17 protein-coding genes are annotated in these 15,498 nt (G+C 62.8%); 10 read left to right on the forward strand and 7 right to left on the reverse strand.

Going from position 1 to position 15,498, the window contains the following annotated elements; translation table 11 throughout:
* The first annotated feature begins 6 nt into the window (after positions 1–6).
* The gene (locus tag NI2_RS11550; protein WP_208115384.1) at positions 7–702 is read left to right on the forward strand and encodes a TetR/AcrR family transcriptional regulator; all 696 of its coding nucleotides are present in this window, start codon (positions 7–9) and stop codon (positions 700–702) included.
* Between the two features lie 628 nt (positions 703–1,330).
* Here NI2_RS11550 and NI2_RS11560 read toward each other — a convergent pair.
* Positions 1,331–2,191 (reverse strand): alpha/beta fold hydrolase, encoded by an 861-nt coding sequence (locus NI2_RS11560; protein WP_208115383.1) that lies wholly within the window; start codon positions 2,189–2,191, stop codon positions 1,331–1,333.
* A 57-nt stretch (positions 2,192–2,248) separates the two neighbouring features.
* On the opposite strand from NI2_RS11560, the gene NI2_RS11565 reads away from it, so the two are divergent.
* Positions 2,249–2,743 (forward strand): MarR family winged helix-turn-helix transcriptional regulator, encoded by a 495-nt coding sequence (locus NI2_RS11565; RefSeq protein ID WP_067489488.1) that lies wholly within the window; start codon positions 2,249–2,251, stop codon positions 2,741–2,743.
* A gap of 149 nt (positions 2,744–2,892) precedes the next feature.
* Here NI2_RS11565 and NI2_RS33740 read toward each other — a convergent pair whose 3' ends face one another.
* The 3 genes from NI2_RS33740 to NI2_RS11580 form a co-directional block, all read right to left on the reverse strand.
* Positions 2,893–3,678, reverse strand: a complete 786-nt coding sequence (locus NI2_RS33740) for a hypothetical protein (protein ID WP_133734125.1) — start codon at positions 3,676–3,678, stop codon at positions 2,893–2,895.
* 547 nt (positions 3,679–4,225) lie between these two features.
* A complete protein-coding gene (locus NI2_RS11575; protein ID WP_084476361.1) occupies positions 4,226–4,651 on the reverse strand; it encodes an Imm8 family immunity protein in 426 nt (141 codons plus the stop codon).
* 635 nt (positions 4,652–5,286) lie between these two features.
* On the reverse strand, positions 5,287–5,781 hold the full coding sequence (locus NI2_RS11580) for a hypothetical protein (protein ID WP_208115382.1): 495 nt from the start codon (positions 5,779–5,781) through the stop codon (positions 5,287–5,289).
* 150 nt (positions 5,782–5,931) lie between these two features.
* On the opposite strand from NI2_RS11580, the gene NI2_RS11585 reads away from it, so the two are divergent.
* The 3 genes from NI2_RS11585 to NI2_RS11595 all read left to right on the forward strand — a co-directional run bounded on the left by NI2_RS11585 (position 5,932) and on the right by NI2_RS11595 (position 7,717).
* On the forward strand, positions 5,932–6,696 hold the full coding sequence (locus NI2_RS11585) for a tyrosine-type recombinase/integrase (protein ID WP_067489497.1): 765 nt from the start codon (positions 5,932–5,934) through the stop codon (positions 6,694–6,696).
* Between the two features lie 196 nt (positions 6,697–6,892).
* A complete protein-coding gene (locus NI2_RS11590) occupies positions 6,893–7,207 on the forward strand; it encodes a hypothetical protein (RefSeq protein WP_067489500.1) in 315 nt (104 codons plus the stop codon).
* Positions 7,208–7,378: 171 nt separating this feature from the next.
* Positions 7,379–7,717, forward strand: coding sequence for a hypothetical protein (locus NI2_RS11595; protein ID WP_067490304.1), 339 nt, complete (start codon positions 7,379–7,381; stop codon positions 7,715–7,717).
* Between the two features lie 123 nt (positions 7,718–7,840).
* Here the strand turns inward: NI2_RS11595 and NI2_RS11600 are convergent, their stop codons facing one another.
* From NI2_RS11600 to NI2_RS11605, 3 genes are all read right to left on the reverse strand, one after another.
* Positions 7,841–8,662 carry an SAM-dependent methyltransferase gene (locus tag NI2_RS11600; protein ID WP_166655797.1) on the reverse strand — a complete coding sequence of 274 codons (822 nt, stop codon included), beginning with the start codon at positions 8,660–8,662 and terminating at the stop codon, positions 7,841–7,843.
* 868 nt (positions 8,663–9,530) lie between these two features.
* On the reverse strand, positions 9,531–9,707 hold the full coding sequence (locus tag NI2_RS33745) for a hypothetical protein (protein ID WP_157104662.1): 177 nt from the start codon (positions 9,705–9,707) through the stop codon (positions 9,531–9,533).
* Positions 9,704–9,997 carry a helix-turn-helix domain-containing protein gene (locus tag NI2_RS11605; protein WP_067489506.1) on the reverse strand — a complete coding sequence of 98 codons (294 nt, stop codon included), beginning with the start codon at positions 9,995–9,997 and terminating at the stop codon, positions 9,704–9,706. Before NI2_RS11605 ends, NI2_RS33745 begins: the two co-directional genes overlap by 4 nt.
* A gap of 231 nt (positions 9,998–10,228) precedes the next feature.
* Between NI2_RS11605 and NI2_RS33050 the strand changes: the two genes are divergently transcribed.
* From NI2_RS33050 to NI2_RS11625, 5 genes are all read left to right on the forward strand, one after another.
* Positions 10,229–11,104 carry a DUF5919 domain-containing protein gene (locus NI2_RS33050; protein ID WP_084476394.1) on the forward strand — a complete coding sequence of 292 codons (876 nt, stop codon included), beginning with the start codon at positions 10,229–10,231 and terminating at the stop codon, positions 11,102–11,104.
* A 28-nt stretch (positions 11,105–11,132) separates the two neighbouring features.
* Positions 11,133–11,885, forward strand: coding sequence for an inositol monophosphatase family protein (locus NI2_RS11610; protein WP_208115381.1), 753 nt, complete (start codon positions 11,133–11,135; stop codon positions 11,883–11,885).
* 502 nt (positions 11,886–12,387) lie between these two features.
* Positions 12,388–12,786, forward strand: coding sequence for a hypothetical protein (locus NI2_RS11615; protein WP_067489512.1), 399 nt, complete (start codon positions 12,388–12,390; stop codon positions 12,784–12,786).
* 226 nt (positions 12,787–13,012) lie between these two features.
* A complete protein-coding gene (locus NI2_RS11620) occupies positions 13,013–13,804 on the forward strand; it encodes an LppX_LprAFG lipoprotein (protein ID WP_084476395.1) in 792 nt (263 codons plus the stop codon).
* 214 nt (positions 13,805–14,018) lie between these two features.
* Complete coding sequence (locus tag NI2_RS11625) at positions 14,019–15,485, forward strand: fatty acid desaturase (protein WP_133734137.1); 1,467 nt, start codon at positions 14,019–14,021, stop codon at positions 15,483–15,485.
* Positions 15,486–15,498 lie beyond the last annotated feature (13 nt).

Genomic DNA, 15,498 nt, shown 5'->3' on the forward strand with positions numbered 1-15,498 from the left:
CAGCGAGTGGCGCAGTCCGCGAAAGTGACGCCGACGGTGTGGGAACGCGCGGAAGGCAGGCGCGGGCCGGCCGCGGCGCACAGCCGGGACGATCTCACAGCCGCCGCGATCGAACTGGCCGACCAGGGTGGTCTGGCCGCTGTCTCCACTCGTCGGATCGCCGAGAAACTCGGCGTGAGCCAGTCGGCGCTGTACCGCTACGTGTCGGGTCGTGACGATGTACTCGACCTCATGGTCGATTTCGCTGCCGGGCAGATCGATTTCGACATGGCGCCCAGTGGTGCGGTGATCGACGACCTCATCGCCTTGGCGGTCCGCGCGAAGACCGCCCACGTCAACTATCCGTGGCTGCTGGACATCCCTGTCGAGCCGTTGCGGGTGGGACCACGCGGGATCGCCTACCTCGAATGCGCGCTACGGGCCATGGCGGGGATCGACGTGCCGGGACCGGTGAAACTACAGGTAATCGCGGTGCTGAACGCACTCGCACAACAGTTCGCTCGCGCCGAGGTGGGTGACCGGACCGCGGACCGGTCGCGGCGCATCTCCCAGGCGGCCTATCTCCACAAGACCGCCGAGCAAGGCGGCCACCGGTTTCTCGCGGCAGCACTCCAGGAATCGGGCCGCGACGGAGATCCACCTGATGACATGTTCGAACTCGTGCTGCGCCGAGTGCTCGAGGGTTTGCTCAGAGCGGACTGACCGCTTACGCGTCTTGGTCGTGATGCGCTGGTAGCGGCCATCACGACGACCGCGACGACGACCCTGGCGGCAGCGATCGACCAGAAGGCTTGCCCGTAATCGGCAGGTGCAGTGTTTGTCGCGGTGATCAACGCCCGGCTGGCGGTTGCTATGGTCGGCGAGTGCCGCCGTCTTATCACGTGACGTCAGTCTTGAACCGCGCCTCCATCGCGAGATTCGGTTGGACTGGCGGCGTATGGGCGCAGCGCGGGGCATTGCCGGAAGCCACCGACCCGAGCAGGCCGGCTGCTTCCTTGCGCTCAACGACTTCGAGTGTGACTGGTTCGTACGCATGAACAACACCGGAGGACCCGTGGACGTGTGGGAAGTCCGCGGGATCCGGACCGATGATCTTGTGTTGTCACCGGAGGGCCACTACTACTTTCCGGGAGTGATCGCAGCAGCTCAGCTTCGCGTGATCCGGCGCGACGTGCCGCCTGTCCAAACCTGACCGGCAACCACACGCGAGATGAACCGCTTCTTGCCGTGATCGCGCGATGGCGAACGTACGCACATGCCGATGTGCGTACGAGAGTGCGAGTCTCCTCGATCATCCAGCGGTGCGATCTGGCATCTCCTTCCGGGCGGTCTACTCGGTGGATGTAGTCGACGGCGTCCCGCGAGAGGTGGTGGCGATGGCGTCGAGGAAGTCCTCGATGAGCTGGTTGTAGGCCGCTGGCTGCTCCATGTTCGGGTAGTGGCCCGCGTTATCGATCATGTCGCGGCGACCGTTGGGAACCGCGTCGAGTAGCCGATCCACCGTCGCTGTCAGGTCGGGTGAGTCGTATACGCCGTCGACGGCCAGCACGGGGCACCGGATAGTGTGTGCGCGGGTCATGACATCGGCCACGGGAATGCTGTGATCCGGTTCCGGGACAGGATGTTTGGCCAGTGTGCGTGCTGCCATCTGCCGGAGCTTGGCGAGTACGCCTGGATCGACCTCGTCCAGCGCACGATCTGGGCCGGCGGCCCAGCAGACGAATGCATCCATCCAGGCGGCGACATCTCGCCGCACCAGCGCGTCCGCCTGGGCCGTTGCGACTGTGCGGGACCATCGGTTCCGGTACTCGGGTTCTCCGATACCCCGCCCGCTGACAACCAATCCATCGGCCAGCTCCGGATACTCGACCGCGGCATCGATTGCGATCATCGCACCCATCGAGACCCCTACCAGCACAGCGGAACTCACCTCGAGATGACGTAGTAGCGCGACGAGGTCGTCGACCTGACGGAAGGGCTTGGTCGCATTGGCGGATGCACCGTGCCCACGGGCGTCGGGAACGATCACCCGGCAGTGCCGACCCAGCGCCGACAGCTGCGGATCGAACATGCTGGAGTCCACGAAGCTCGCGTGCAACAACACCACCGGGGTTCCGTCGCCGCCGGAGTCGCGATAGGCCAATGTGCCATCGGCGGAGTCGAATCCCAGAACGTCGGCAGCGGTGAACACGACAACCAAGGTGTCATAACCCTGGCATTTTGACAACTGAGGTGTCATGATTGCGGAGTGGCTGATCCTCTGACACCTGATGAGCTCGCTCGGCGACTGCGGGAGGTCTTCGCGCAGGTCGGCGTTCTTTACCGGCATGTCTATCGCCGGGTTGAGCAGGAGACGCTGTCGCAAGGCCTGTCGGTCGGCGTTCGCGCCGTTTGCGAATCACTCGACGTCAGCGGACCCGCGACCGTTCCACAGATGGGACGAACCTTGGCGTTGAGTCGCCAGTTCGTGCAGCGCATGGTCAACGATGCGTACGCGGCGGGGCTGGTCGAGATGCGCGACAACCCGCGGCATCGACGCTCACCGCTGATCACTCTGACCTCACAAGGCCGGGCGGCGATCACCGCGACCCTCGCCCGCGAGCATGCCGTCCTGCGCGATGTCGGCGGCGACCTCACCGCGGCCGACATCGACACCTGCCTGCGCGTCCTGCACCACCTGGGTCGCCCCTTCGTCGAGAGCGACCTCGACGAAGCCGCGCCGGCACCACACGTCCAGAGCTGACGTGCTTCACGCTGGCATGAGCGAGCGGTAATGCCGCTTACCGCGACCGGCCAGCCTCCTCGGCACTGACAATGTCGCTTGCACGCCGCCCTTGAGCGGCTGATCAGGCCGACCTCTATTGCGATTCAGCTGTCCTGGCGTGCAGCGCATCAGTCGAAATCCTGACCGTCCAGCACCCAGGCGGTGCGCTGAACAGGGTCTTCGATTGCCAGGTGTATGTACCAGATGTCGTCGCTCCAGTCCCGCCAGGTCATACACCGGATTCGAGCAACGAAGTCGTTGATATCGTCGATATCGGTCGACCCTGCCATCGAGTGCAGAAGCCGCCAAAGCCGTAGGCGTCCGTGGGATTCGGAGGCACGCCCGTAGGCACGCTCGCCGCCCAGAAGGCAGACTAACGCGGGGTAGGCTTCGGAGAAGTCGACCACTGCTGCTTCTGCCGGTTCTTCCGGTTGTTCCCACTCGTTGATCGTGAGGTGGTGGGCAATGGCTTCCTCAGCTGTGCCGCGGACGACGGTGATTTGATCGATAATCGTCCACTGCGTTTCCGACCGGCCGAAGTCCGACATATCGGTGGGTCGCCCCTGGTGTTTTCTGGGGTACACGAGCATTGGCAACGCCAAATGTGCGGGAGGGAACGTGGAGGCTTGGCCGTTGCTGCTGCTGTGTTTCTCGTGGTAGCGCCAGAGAAATTTCCGATCCCACTTCCTGGCTTCCCAGGACTGCAATCGCAGTGGAACCAACCAATATTCGGCTTCCTCGGGTGCGCAATGCGGGGGCGTCTCCGCCGAAAGGTCCTGTCCTGTGAGATCCTCGTCGCGTAGCACGCGTGCGTGGGCGATCAGTAGCCGCAGTCGAGGATCGTGCAGATGTCCATCTGCTTCGGCCCAAGGATGATTCTGGGCGAACATGTCGCAGAGGTTTCGTTCGGTCACCCACCAACGATCGTTTCGAGGTGTGCACTCCAGGGCTTGTGCCGCTGCAGCGATCGACGCGCTGAGAACTGTATTTCGAATTGTCATCGACTGTGTTCCTACCAATTGGCTTGACGACGCGGCAACCTGAACGGATCGACACGGCCGAACACCCTGACAGGCCGCCTACCGTGCGACTGCCCGTCTACCCGGCACTGGCGATGCCGCCTGTACTGCGGTCGTGATCGGCTGACCGGCTCGGTGGTGGTGAAATTGTGACATGTTGTCCTCAAACCCGCCCACTGGGAACGGAGACGACAACATCGCCACCCCCAACGGATTGTCTTCGACACACAGCCAGGGCTGCAGACACCGGCAATTGTCGACTGCGCGGAAGACAGTATTCTCCCCTCACGCCGCTGTTCACGTTGACCGAACCCGCCAGGGCGTATATCCGGAACGGATCGAGGTGCGACGACCACCTTGCTCTGTGGCCAGGAGGCGCAACTGTGCACGGATGTATCCACGGCCCGGTGCAGCGTCGGTCCAGTAGTCGTGCCCGTCGCCGTTATCCATGGTCGAGTTCGCAGTAGTCCTCGAACTCCCACATGCCGATTCGACCGAGTTTGGCGGCAAGCTCGGGCCATGTCGGCTCATCAAGCCCCGCGACGTATCCTCGCAGGTACTGCGATACAGCGTCGAGGTCTATCCGATCAACGATGATCTTGTGGCGGCCGTGGAGCAATCCCGTCAGGCCCACCTGATCAGCGATCCATCGAGGAGTACATACCAAAAGGTCAAAGGACTCCTCACCCGCCATCCCCTTCGGTCCCGCCAGGAACCGAATCGCGATAGCGTCGCGATCCTTCAAAATCCCCGTCTGGATATCGGTGTCGGGGCTCCCGATCGCCCTCAACTCCGCTTTCACAACTTCTGCCTCCTCATTGCGCCACTGCTCGAGGCGCCGTGACCCCGTATTGTGCACTGCTTCCATCGCCGCCCATCGCGCGGCATTGCCAGCCGCCCTGACACCGCAATGCCGCCTACGCACAGCCCGGCTGACCGGGTCGGTGGCCTCAGTCGACGGCGGTCACAGCTGCTATGCCTGGTCACCCGATAGAGACCGTTTGAGATCCCGGAGTCGCTGCTCATCTATGGGCTGTCGAGGGCGTGAACGGTAAGCGGGATCGAGTGGGGAGAGTCGGACTTGCTGGCCGTGATGAGTGTGGTGGACAACCTCGAACTCGGTGATGGTGCCGACAGTCGGCCACTGCGCCGGAGAGTCTGGAAGATGCAGTACATCCACGAAACCCCATGGCGGTGCCGCGCCCAAGTCGACGAACAGCCCTACGGTGCCCGGTCTAGGAATCTCGGCGACCCGCCGGTCACGGGTTCACCGACCGGGTAGAGCTTGCGAGCGATTTCGATATTCAGTTCGGTCGGGTCATGGTCGGTCATCGCTCGACCATTTCAATCAGTTGAGCAACCAGCTGTCAAACATCGCTGTCCCTTCTCCACTTCGACTCCGCCGGATCGGGCAATATCAGAACGCTCTGTAATGCCGCAGGGCGCGCAACCACGAACGTCCGCATCTGCAGATGCCGAGCGGGTTGTCGCCAGGAGATCCGCTCAGCTATCTGCAGGAAAACGGTGCTCGATCGCTTGACGAGCCATCATCCAGGCCATTTCGAATTCCTCGGCCGTTATTTGCTCGAGGGCACTGTCCTCGACATCCCAATCGTCGGCGCTACCCTCCGCGAGCACACCGTATTTGCGTTCGTACACCTGAACCGCAGCGAGTCCCCCGTGGTCTCGTGCGTATGTCACCTCCGCCAGCGACGCGGCCGTGACCGGCTCACCGTCAGCACCTCGCAGATCGACGTGCCGGTTCGGGCAGCCGTCGTCATCGAGTTCGATCAGGAGCCAGATGCCCTCATCTGTGTAGAAGTCGCGAATCCACCTCATCCGACCAGTATTACGGCTGTCGGCCAACAACAAGCAAACACACTCAATTGCCGCGACCCGCACATACTTGATCGATGAATGGGACATCCACTGCGGCTGCCGGGTGGCCGTAGCCGTCTGTGCGTGGGCATCGTTGTCCATGAACACTTCAGCGGACATCGACGTCGCCTTCGCTGGTGACGACCTCGTGTTGCGGCTGGCCTCAGCCGCCTACCTCGCCAGATTCTCCGGAACCTCCCGCACCCACTGCAGCTCGGACCTGCGCCTGTCCTCATCTGGTGCCTCGACCACCGGGCGAGCCCACTCACGATGAGCCGGGCCGAAATCGAACGCTACGTCGGTTGGATGCGCGAAGTACGCCAGTTCAAGCCCTCGACCGTCGCGCGCCGGATGGCAGTAGTCGCCGGGTTCTATCGGACCTGCGTCATCGACGGCGTCCTGGAACACTCACCAGCTGAGTACGTGCGCCGGCCACGGGTTTCCAACGAGTCACCCACGCTCGGACTCTCGCATCTACAGTTCGAAGCGCTGTTGTCTGCGGCCCGCGACTCGGCCAACCAGTTCGACTTCGCCCTGGTAGTCATGCTCGGTATGCTCGGGCTACGGATCTTCGAAGCCTGCAACACCGACGTCGCCGACATTGGGGAAGAACACGGACATCGAGTGCTGCGCGTGGTCGGTAAAGGCTCCAAGATCGTGCTGATCCCGCTCCCACCAGCGGTCGGACGCGGTATCGACCGCGCGATCGCCGACCGTGACCTCGGACCGATCCTGCTCAACACCCGCGGTCGGCGCATGGATCGCCACTGCGCCACCCGGCGCCTACGCGCACTGGCCGAAGTCTCGGTGGTCCGACTGCCTCACATGCATCCGCACATGCTGCGCCACACCTTCGTCACGACCATGCTCGATGCCGTATCGACCTACGCGATGTGCAGATCGCCGCGCGCCACGCCGACCCCCGCACGACGATGCGCTACGACCGCGCTCGAAACAACCTCGACCGGCACGCCAACTACATCCTCGCCGCCTAAATGGCCTCGGGCACATGACAACCCAACGCAGACAAGCTGACGCAGCGTCGGCCGCCAACGCACTCAACTGCCGATGAGTGTGAAAACGTGTGCGTCGATCCCACCACATACGATGCCGTCGTGAGTGATCAACTTTTGGCGGAAGCACATCGATTCCTCGACTGGGCCAGAGGAGAAGGTGCCAACCTCGACGGGACCGACCCGAGCGTCTTTTCGTTCAGGGAGTCGTCGGATCGATGGCCGAAGACCCCGACGAAGAACCTTCCCTCCGCGCGGTCAAGGTGTTGGCGTACTCGGTGTACCTAGCCGAACTACTGGCCAAGACGTGCTCCGGGGTCCGGTGCTTCATCGATGGCGAAGGTATGCGTCTCGATGACGTCCGCGCAGTCAGTGATACCGGAGTCACGCAGTTCACGCTGAACTGGATCTACAACTGCCTCGACGATCCAGATGCAGACAACCTCGGGTTCAAGCTCGCCGGTGCGCTTCGTGACTTCGGCGAGCAGGACCGCGCCCACTACTTGACCGAGCTACTCGACTACCGCAGTTGAAATCTCGACTCTCGGTCAAGACTTTCAGACGTCCGCTATGCCGCTGGGAGTGCGGCCGGCGAACGACCAGTAGTGCTGTTTGAGCGAGCATGGGCGGCCAAGAGCCCGAGGTGGTGGCGGATCAAGGATAAAGTTGGACACGCTGTGGATCAGCTGCATACGCTCCCATTCATGACCGAGGAAGAGCCGAACACCAGGTACCTCGACGATTCGAAAGTGCTTGCCGCTATCGGTGAATGGATCGCCCCTCGGGTTCAGCCGGTCTCCGTTCGTTTGCCCCTCGAGTTGGCCGAGGCAGCCGTGGCCGCCTGGAATCGTGACGAAAGCGGTGAAATCGGGGAGGAAACCCCCGACCAATATGCTTTACGCGACCGCGCTGCGGAGCTGGCACTGATCGGGTTGGCAGTCTCCGAACGTGGCCGCCGCGACGGCGAAGACGTGGTGGTCGATCTCCATGCTTCATCCGTCGCAGCCGCGATACACGCAGCGCAGCCCTCAGACGATCGGTGACGGCGCACGGAGGCGCCGAGCGCAGACCGTATTCGTCGTAGGTCAGGCTGCGCTGTAGGCACGCAGCACGTCGAGCCATCCGCTATTGCCGCGACCCGTGCGTTCACGAGGGTCGGGATCGGCTCATGCCTGACACTGCTGTCCGATGGCGGCGTAAGCGCTGAGGTCCCACGCTTCGGGGTGCATTGGTTCACTGACGTGACCGTAGCGGTCCGATCCGATTGATTCGGGTCGCCATCGGTGCGGGGCGGCCAACCCTGGTGTGTGTAGGTGGTAGCCGGTGAGCATCGACGCGATGTCATCATGCGTGCGTGGGTGGTAAGCGATCCCGACTGCGCGCAGGGCCTTCACGGCCGATGTGATGTCGTGGTCGAAAACGTCGGCGGTGATGTGGGTGAGCACCAGCCATGTCCGGGCCGGTAGCGCGTGGACCAACGCCGCGATCATCGACGGCGCGTCCTCGATGAGTTCGGCAGTGCCGGACAGTATCAACGCTATAGGCGCCGACATGTCGAAGGTCGTGGCAATGGCGTCGACTACGGCGGTGGTGTCGGTGAGGTCGATTTCGGCGGTGCGGGCGTGGTGCCCCGCCATCAGGGCGCGGGCGTGGTTGGCCGCGAGCTGGTCGTTGTCGATGTAGAGCGTGCGGGCGCTGCGGGTGTGATCTTCTGCGATGTCGTGCACATTCGGGGCGTGTGGGAACCCGCACCCGAGTTCGGCGAACTGGGTGATCCGGTGGTGATTCAGGAGATGGGAGACGGCGCGGCGCGCGAATCGGCGGGATTCGGCAATCGCGGGCGCGATCTTGTTCCGCGCAAGTTGCTCAGCGATCACGTCATCGACGGGGTAGTAGTCCTTGCCACCGAGCAAGGCGGAGTGAACGCGAGCGCTGTTGGGACGGGACTGGTCCAACGTGATGCGCTGCGGGAGGTCTGTTGTGCTCACTTCTTGTCGCTTCCTCCTGCGCGGCGGGGAAATTTTGGGCCCCGGAGATCGCGGCGGTGCCGGGGATTCGATTCCGGGGCCACCTTCGTGCTGCCGGGCCGGGTGAGTGTCGTGTGGTCTCACCGGGGCGACGCGAAGGCCATTCGGTTGGTCGGTGTTTCGACGCGGGCGTGTAAGTCAGGGCAGTAGGTACAGGCGTTCGTTGGGAAGTCGTCGGAGCCCGGTGCAGTGGCCGGAGTCGATTGCGACAGTGCAGGACCGGCGGACGGCGATGTCTTGAACAAACACGAAGGCGGCGGTCAGGCAAGCAACGAAATCCATTCGCACACTGGGGAACTGGATTGTCAGTCGGATATCTGGCTCATGAGGGTGAGGCGACCTGCCGCTGGTGTTCATCGGGGGTGCCGCCCGGGTAGGCACGCACGAGCACACTCGATCACAACCGCTCCCGACGGCCGGAAGGCGCTGATAGCCGGTGAGACCCACGTACGAACTACCAGCGCGTCCGGCACTGGGGACGGCAATGCGATATCACCTTCACGGATCACGACCACGCGTGCAGTCCAGAGCTGGGCGACCTCGGCGGGGTCGCGGGGAGGTCGGATATCCGATCGCACGAGGAACGTCCACATTCCGGCCCGCGGGTGGCCGATGATCGGCAACGGTGTGACCCCACGGATATCGAGTGCGGTTTTCACTCGTCGTGCCAGATCGGCGGGCATCATCACTGCGCCGACCATTCCTGCTCGCATCGTTATCCGGCCCGTCTGAGGATCGACGACGGTCGGCAGCGAGCACACGCGCCTATAGAACTCACATCGCGCGCGGGGCGTTTCAACGAATAACGAAGGAACAGAGTACATTTGGTTCATGAGCGGCCACCCGGCACGTCGATGAGCAGGGAGGTCGCCTCGGTTGGCATGGCGCCCTCGGCCGGGTTGGGCGCAGTAGCGACCCATCCGGCTTCCCGCATCGCCTCGAGCAACGCCGCAAGGTCGGCCACAGCCGGCTGACGCCCGCGAGTTGGGGGAGCGAGGCTGCTCATCGGATCACCTGCCGTTCTGGGCGGCGTTTCCCGGCCGAAAGCTGCCACTCCCCGCGCCGGTTGCGGAAAGCGTTGCCCTTGTCACGCAGAGTGTTCAGTACGCGGACGACACGCCACTTCGGCGCGTTCAGGTTGTGAGCGATCGTGTCGGCGGTCAACATCCCGCCCGGCTGAAGCAAAGCGAAAACATCGGTTTCGAGAGTGTCAGTCATCGGTCCATATCGGTGCCGGAAGCGCCTGAAAAATTCAGGCATAATGTCGGTGCGGCCGATGCTGGTGGGCTGCTGCATACGTGTCCTCCTTGCGGCCGATGTGTCGTTCGGATTCGGCTAGCAGACGGGATGTCGGTCATATGACTTCGGTCGTTGGCGCCAACTCGGAGTCAACTTTGTCGGCCCGGTCGGTATGGTGTCGACGCCTGCACTGTCTTATCCGCACCGTGCTTGTATGATCTGGTTTCTTCTATGGCTCATCTCCGCTACGATCAGCGCAAACCGCCGCAGTATGACGAGGGGTATAGCGTGGGGACAGTGCTCAAGGCTTTACTTCGGCAACGACACATCCAGACGGTTTCCGCATTCAACCGCGAGTACGACGCGGCAGCCTCGAAGATCGACTCATCCGCCATCGGAGCCGGACCGAAGAAGGCGCAGTTCTATCGATGGCTGTCGGGAAATATCTCGACCCTGCCGTATCCGCATCATTGCCGAGTACTTCAGGAGATGTTTCCCGGGTGGAGCATCGAAGAGTTGTTCTCTGGTTACACGGAGGGCACCGATCTGCTCCCACATAAGATGACGGTCGCACCACCATCCAGTTCCGGCGCTCGCCAAATCTCTGACATCGAGAGCGTCTTTGCGCGACGCGCCGACTTCTTGAAAGCGATCCCACCGCAAGAGCTGTTCCGTGAAGCCCGCACGATTGATCTCGTCGGCCTGTCTTTGAACATCCTTTGTCAACAGTGCTCGGATACCGAAATGCGACGAATGATGCTGAATGGAACCACGATACGCTGCTTGTTCCTCGATCCGAACGGGTCGAATATCACCGAAAGAGAACATGAGGAAGGCCATGCATCAGGCGCGTTGGTGAATCTGACGAGACTTAACATTCATATGTTGCAGCGAGTTCAGTCCAGTCGGACAACCGAGACGGCCGGTGGGATCGAGATCCGCGTTTACGATGCGCCGGTACGCTTCAATTTGTGTATTATCGACTCGGAAATATGCGTGATGCAGCCATACCTGCCTTTCGCTCGTGGCCTTGAATCGCCTACATTTGTGTCCAAGAGGAAGGGGGGCGAAGGAATCTTCCAGACTTTCGCAACAGTATTCGAGGAAATGTGGAGAAAGGGAACGGAACCCGCAATTGAGTACAACCAGGGAGTCACTGCTTGATATCGCACGCCGTGCAGTCTCCGGCGGTGTGTCGATTCTTGAGTCGAAAAGAGTGGGTTCGGTTTCGTCGAAAGGTGACCGCGACTTTGTTACGGATGTCGACGTAGCGATACAGGAACATATTCGCCGGTTTCTCGCCGTAGAAGCTCCGCACATAGCATTCCTCGGCGAAGAGGGCGACCACCAACACCACCGTTTGGATGAGAGGGCTTTCTGGGCTCTCGATCCCATAGACGGAACGTCGAACTACATTCATGGAATACCGCTCTTTGGCGTATCGCTTGCACTGTTCGAAAATCACGAGCCGGCGATCGGTGTTATCAGCATGCCCACGTTGCATCGCGAATATTATGCGGCTTCGGGAATGGGTGCCTACCGGAATGGCGAACGCATCCACGTCGGGACGTCGTCGCGACTCTCGAAATCGATCATTTCGATCGGCGACTATGCGGTAGGGCAGGATGCGGCACAGCGAAACCGTCCACGACTTTCACTGACGGCGCTGCTGGCCGCTCGCGCCGAGCGGATCCGGATGTTCGGATCGGCCGCCTTCGACCTCGCCTGTGTGGCCGACGGCAGCACAGACGGATGCGTCATTCTGTCGAACAATCCGTGGGACATCGCCGCAGGCGCGGTCATCGTGCGTGAGAGCGGTGGTGTGGTCTACGACTCAGACGGCAGCGCACATAATTCGAGTTCACGTCACACGATCGCGGGGAACGACCTGACAGCAAAGGAACTCGTCGCATTGGTGGGGCAAGCACACGCCGAAGCGGGCTGACAATCGTCGGGGTTGTCGGCTGCCCAGGTAGTCCTCTGCATACGCAGCCCTTGTCTCTTTGGCGATGACAGCTGGGGAGGGTCGACGGCTGGGCCGCCCGCGAGTGCGCTACTGGGGGAGTGGGTTCGCGGCGCACGAAGCGGCTGACGCCCGTTCTCGGCTGCGCGGTTCTGGCGCATATGGCCTTATCCCGGCGTTCTCCGGCGAAGCGAAACGGGCAAAGGGAGCCGGGGAGCGCGTTCGCGCGGCGCGGGCATGGGCGCGATGAGTAAACGGGAACCATGAACTGACTGCCTGGCTGGAAGCTGTCGAAGCTGAGGTCGAAACGCGGTTCGGCAACACTGTCTATTCACTTCACGAATACGTCGCCACCGGGCATTGAGGAATCCGGCGAAGGGCGCCTCGATGACGCGTCGCGCATGCGGTAGGCTGCGGAGACCACCTGTGTGGTTGCCAGGCGATTCGCTGCGCAGCACAGCCGCTGCGTCGGAAGAGAGTAGATGTGAAGGGCACCGAGGGCAGATCCAGTGCCGAGGGCGCGGCCTCGAAGGTCGTCCGGCTGCCCAGACGACCACGGCACAGCCCACAGGACCTCGATGACCCGCGCCGTCGCCCCTGGTACTCGCCGCCCGTCTACGACCCGGCGCCTACCCGCCCGGTTACCCGCGCGGAATTGCAAGCCGAGACCGGAACGTGGTCGGCCGACTCAGAGTCGCAGCATCCCGCCGACGGCAGCCCCGCACGCGAGGCAGATGTCATCGACCTCGCGGCGTCGCGGCGCAAGCGGTCGGGGGATTCCGCGCGCGGTACCCGGCCGAAGATGATGCCGCGTCGCGTCGGGTCCGGCGAACGGAAACAAACCGTCGCCGACACCTCACCTCTGCCGAGAACCGAGCGGTAACAGCCCGCAGAGCATTCGCGTTCCGCCTGGTAGCCCAGGGATGCTGCGTCGGCCCAAAATCGTTAGCACAACTAGATAACTCACGAAAATGCAATCCTCGGGTACGATCACCGCGGGGGAGCGCGAGATGTCCGATGGTCTGCTTAGTATGTCGCAGGCGACGGCAGCTTCGGCTGCCTCACCAAAGCGAATTACGACCATCTCCAGGGGATGAACCTTGATCGACATCACACCGCACCGCACCCCGCGTCGCCGGTCCGCCGTGACCGCGGTCGTCGCGGCCGCCGCACTGTGCGCCGCCCTCGTCACCGGCTGCTCGACCGACGACTCGACCACCACCGCGGCTCCGCCGACCGGCGCACTGCCCGACGGCGCGCAGATCGTGAAGGAGTCGGCCAAGACCACCCAGACCCTGCGCACCGTCCACCTGAACATCGACGTCAAGAACCTGCCCGACCTGCCGGTGGAAACCGTCTCGGCCGACGTCACCAACGAGACCCAGGGCACGGGTGCCGCGATGGGTGAGGCGAAGGTCAAGATCAAGCCGGAGGACCCGTTCACCGAGGCGAAATTCCTTGTGGTGGACAAGGTTCTCTACACCGAGGTCAGCGGTCGCTACGTGCCCGCCGGGCCGGCCGAGAAGGTCTACGATCCGGGCGTCATCCTGGACAAGGACAAGGGCATCGCGAACGTGATCGCCAACATCCAGAACCCCAAGGCCGAGGCCCGCGAGGTCATCGACGGCATCAACACCGTCAAGGTCAGCGGCACCATCGACGCCGCGGTGGTCGACCCGATCGTGCCCCGCATCGGCCAGAACGCCGGCACCATGCCGATCACCGTGTGGATCCAGGACGTCGCCCCGCCCGCCTCGGATTCGACCAAGCCCTCGGAGGCCGCCTCCACCGGTGAGGGCCCGAATCTGGTTCAAGCCGTGGTGAAGAAGGACCAGGGCGAGGTCACCGTCGGCCTGTCCAACTGGGCCAAGCCGGTGAACATCGTCAAGCCCGCGGGCTGATCCTCACCCGCACACGCACCCGACAGCCCACACCGGTCCGGGATCGCGGAATCCGGCACACCGTGCCGCTCCGCCGACCCGGACCGGTGTGTCGTTGGGTCGGCCGATAAGAGAACTTTCAGCGAGATGCAAGGCGCCGCAAGGACTATACGTGTCGGGACGCTGGTCGGCAGGCACACGCATCGACCGCCGTTCGGACACGAAGGAAGCACTGATGACGATCGATGATCGACCTGATGAACAGGAGCGCGAGCTCCCGCCACCACCCGGCCCCGGAGGGCGACCGCCCGTCAACAACGTGTGGGTGTATAACGGCAAAGCCTACGACCTGAGCGAGTGGATCTCCAAGCATCCGGGCGGTGAATTCTTCATCGGCCGAACGAAAAACCGCGACATCACCTCGATCATCGGTTCCTACCATCGTGATCCGGAAAAAATCGCGCGGATGATCGAGCGTTACAGCCTCAATCGTAATGCCACGCCCGAGGACATCCACCCGAAGAACAATGCCCCGGACTTCCTCTTCAAAGAGGGTTTCAACAGCTGGGACGACACCCCGAAGTACAAGTTCGACGACAAGAACGACCTGCTGCACGCGGTGAAGGCCCGGATCAAGGAACCGGAGCTGGCCGCGCGGTTGAAGCGCATGGATCGCCTGTTCGACATCGTGGTCGCGTTCCTGATCTTCGCCTACTTCGCGGTGCAGGGCCTTCGGCTCTACGACACCAGCTGGATGCCCTTGCCGGTCTTCGTGATCGCGATGGTGCTGCTGCGCAGTTCGCTGGCCGGCTTCGGCCACTACGCTATCCACCGCGCGCAGAAGGGCTGGAACAAGTACGCGGTGAACGCCTTCGACATGAACTATGTCGCGCTGTCTTTCGTCACCGCCGACGGCCACGCCCTGCTGCACCACCCGCACACCCAGAGTGAAGTCGACATCAAGAAGAACGTCTTCACCATGATGATGCAGGTCCCGCGCCTGTACCGGGTGCCGATCCACACCGTGCACAAGTTCGGGCATCTGTTGACGGGCATGATTATTCGCCTGCTCGATGTCTGCCGGCTCACCCGCAAGGTCGGCATCAAGGACATGTACGGCACCTGGCGTGGTGCGCTGCCGCACTTCATCGGCTCGTTCGGCATGCGGTTCCTGCTGGTCGCCGAGTTCGTGGCCTTCGCCGTCGCGGGCGACTTGCTCGCCTGGGCACTGCAATTCGTGATCACCCTGTGGATCAGCACCTTCATGGTCGTCGCGAGCCACGACTTCGAGGTGCCGACCGAGGAACTGCACACCGAGACCGAGGACTGGGGTGTCAACCAGCTCGAGCAGGCTTACGACCTGACCGTGGTGGGCAACAAGTACGTCGACTGCTTCCTGTCCGCGGGCTTGAGCTCGCACCGCGTCCATCACGTCCTTCCGTTCCAGCGCAGCGGTTTCGCCAATATCGCCACCGAGGACGTGGTGCGTGAGGAAGCCGCGAAATTCGGGGTGGAATGGCTGCCCGCGAAGAGCTTCTTCGGTGATCGACTTCCCAAGCTGTGCCGGACCTATCTGCTCGCGCCCTCGGACGAGGCCAAGCAGAACCGGTGGGGGCTGGTGCGTGAACACTGCGCACCCACAGCGCTGAAGACCTGCGTCACCTACACGGTGCAGGGCTTCACCGGCATCGGAACCGTCTGACCCGGCCGCTGTC

The sequence above is a fragment of the Nocardia ignorata NBRC 108230 genome, from assembly GCF_001612905.1.
In the GTDB taxonomy this organism is placed as follows: Bacteria; Actinomycetota; Actinomycetes; order Mycobacteriales; family Mycobacteriaceae; genus Nocardia; species Nocardia ignorata.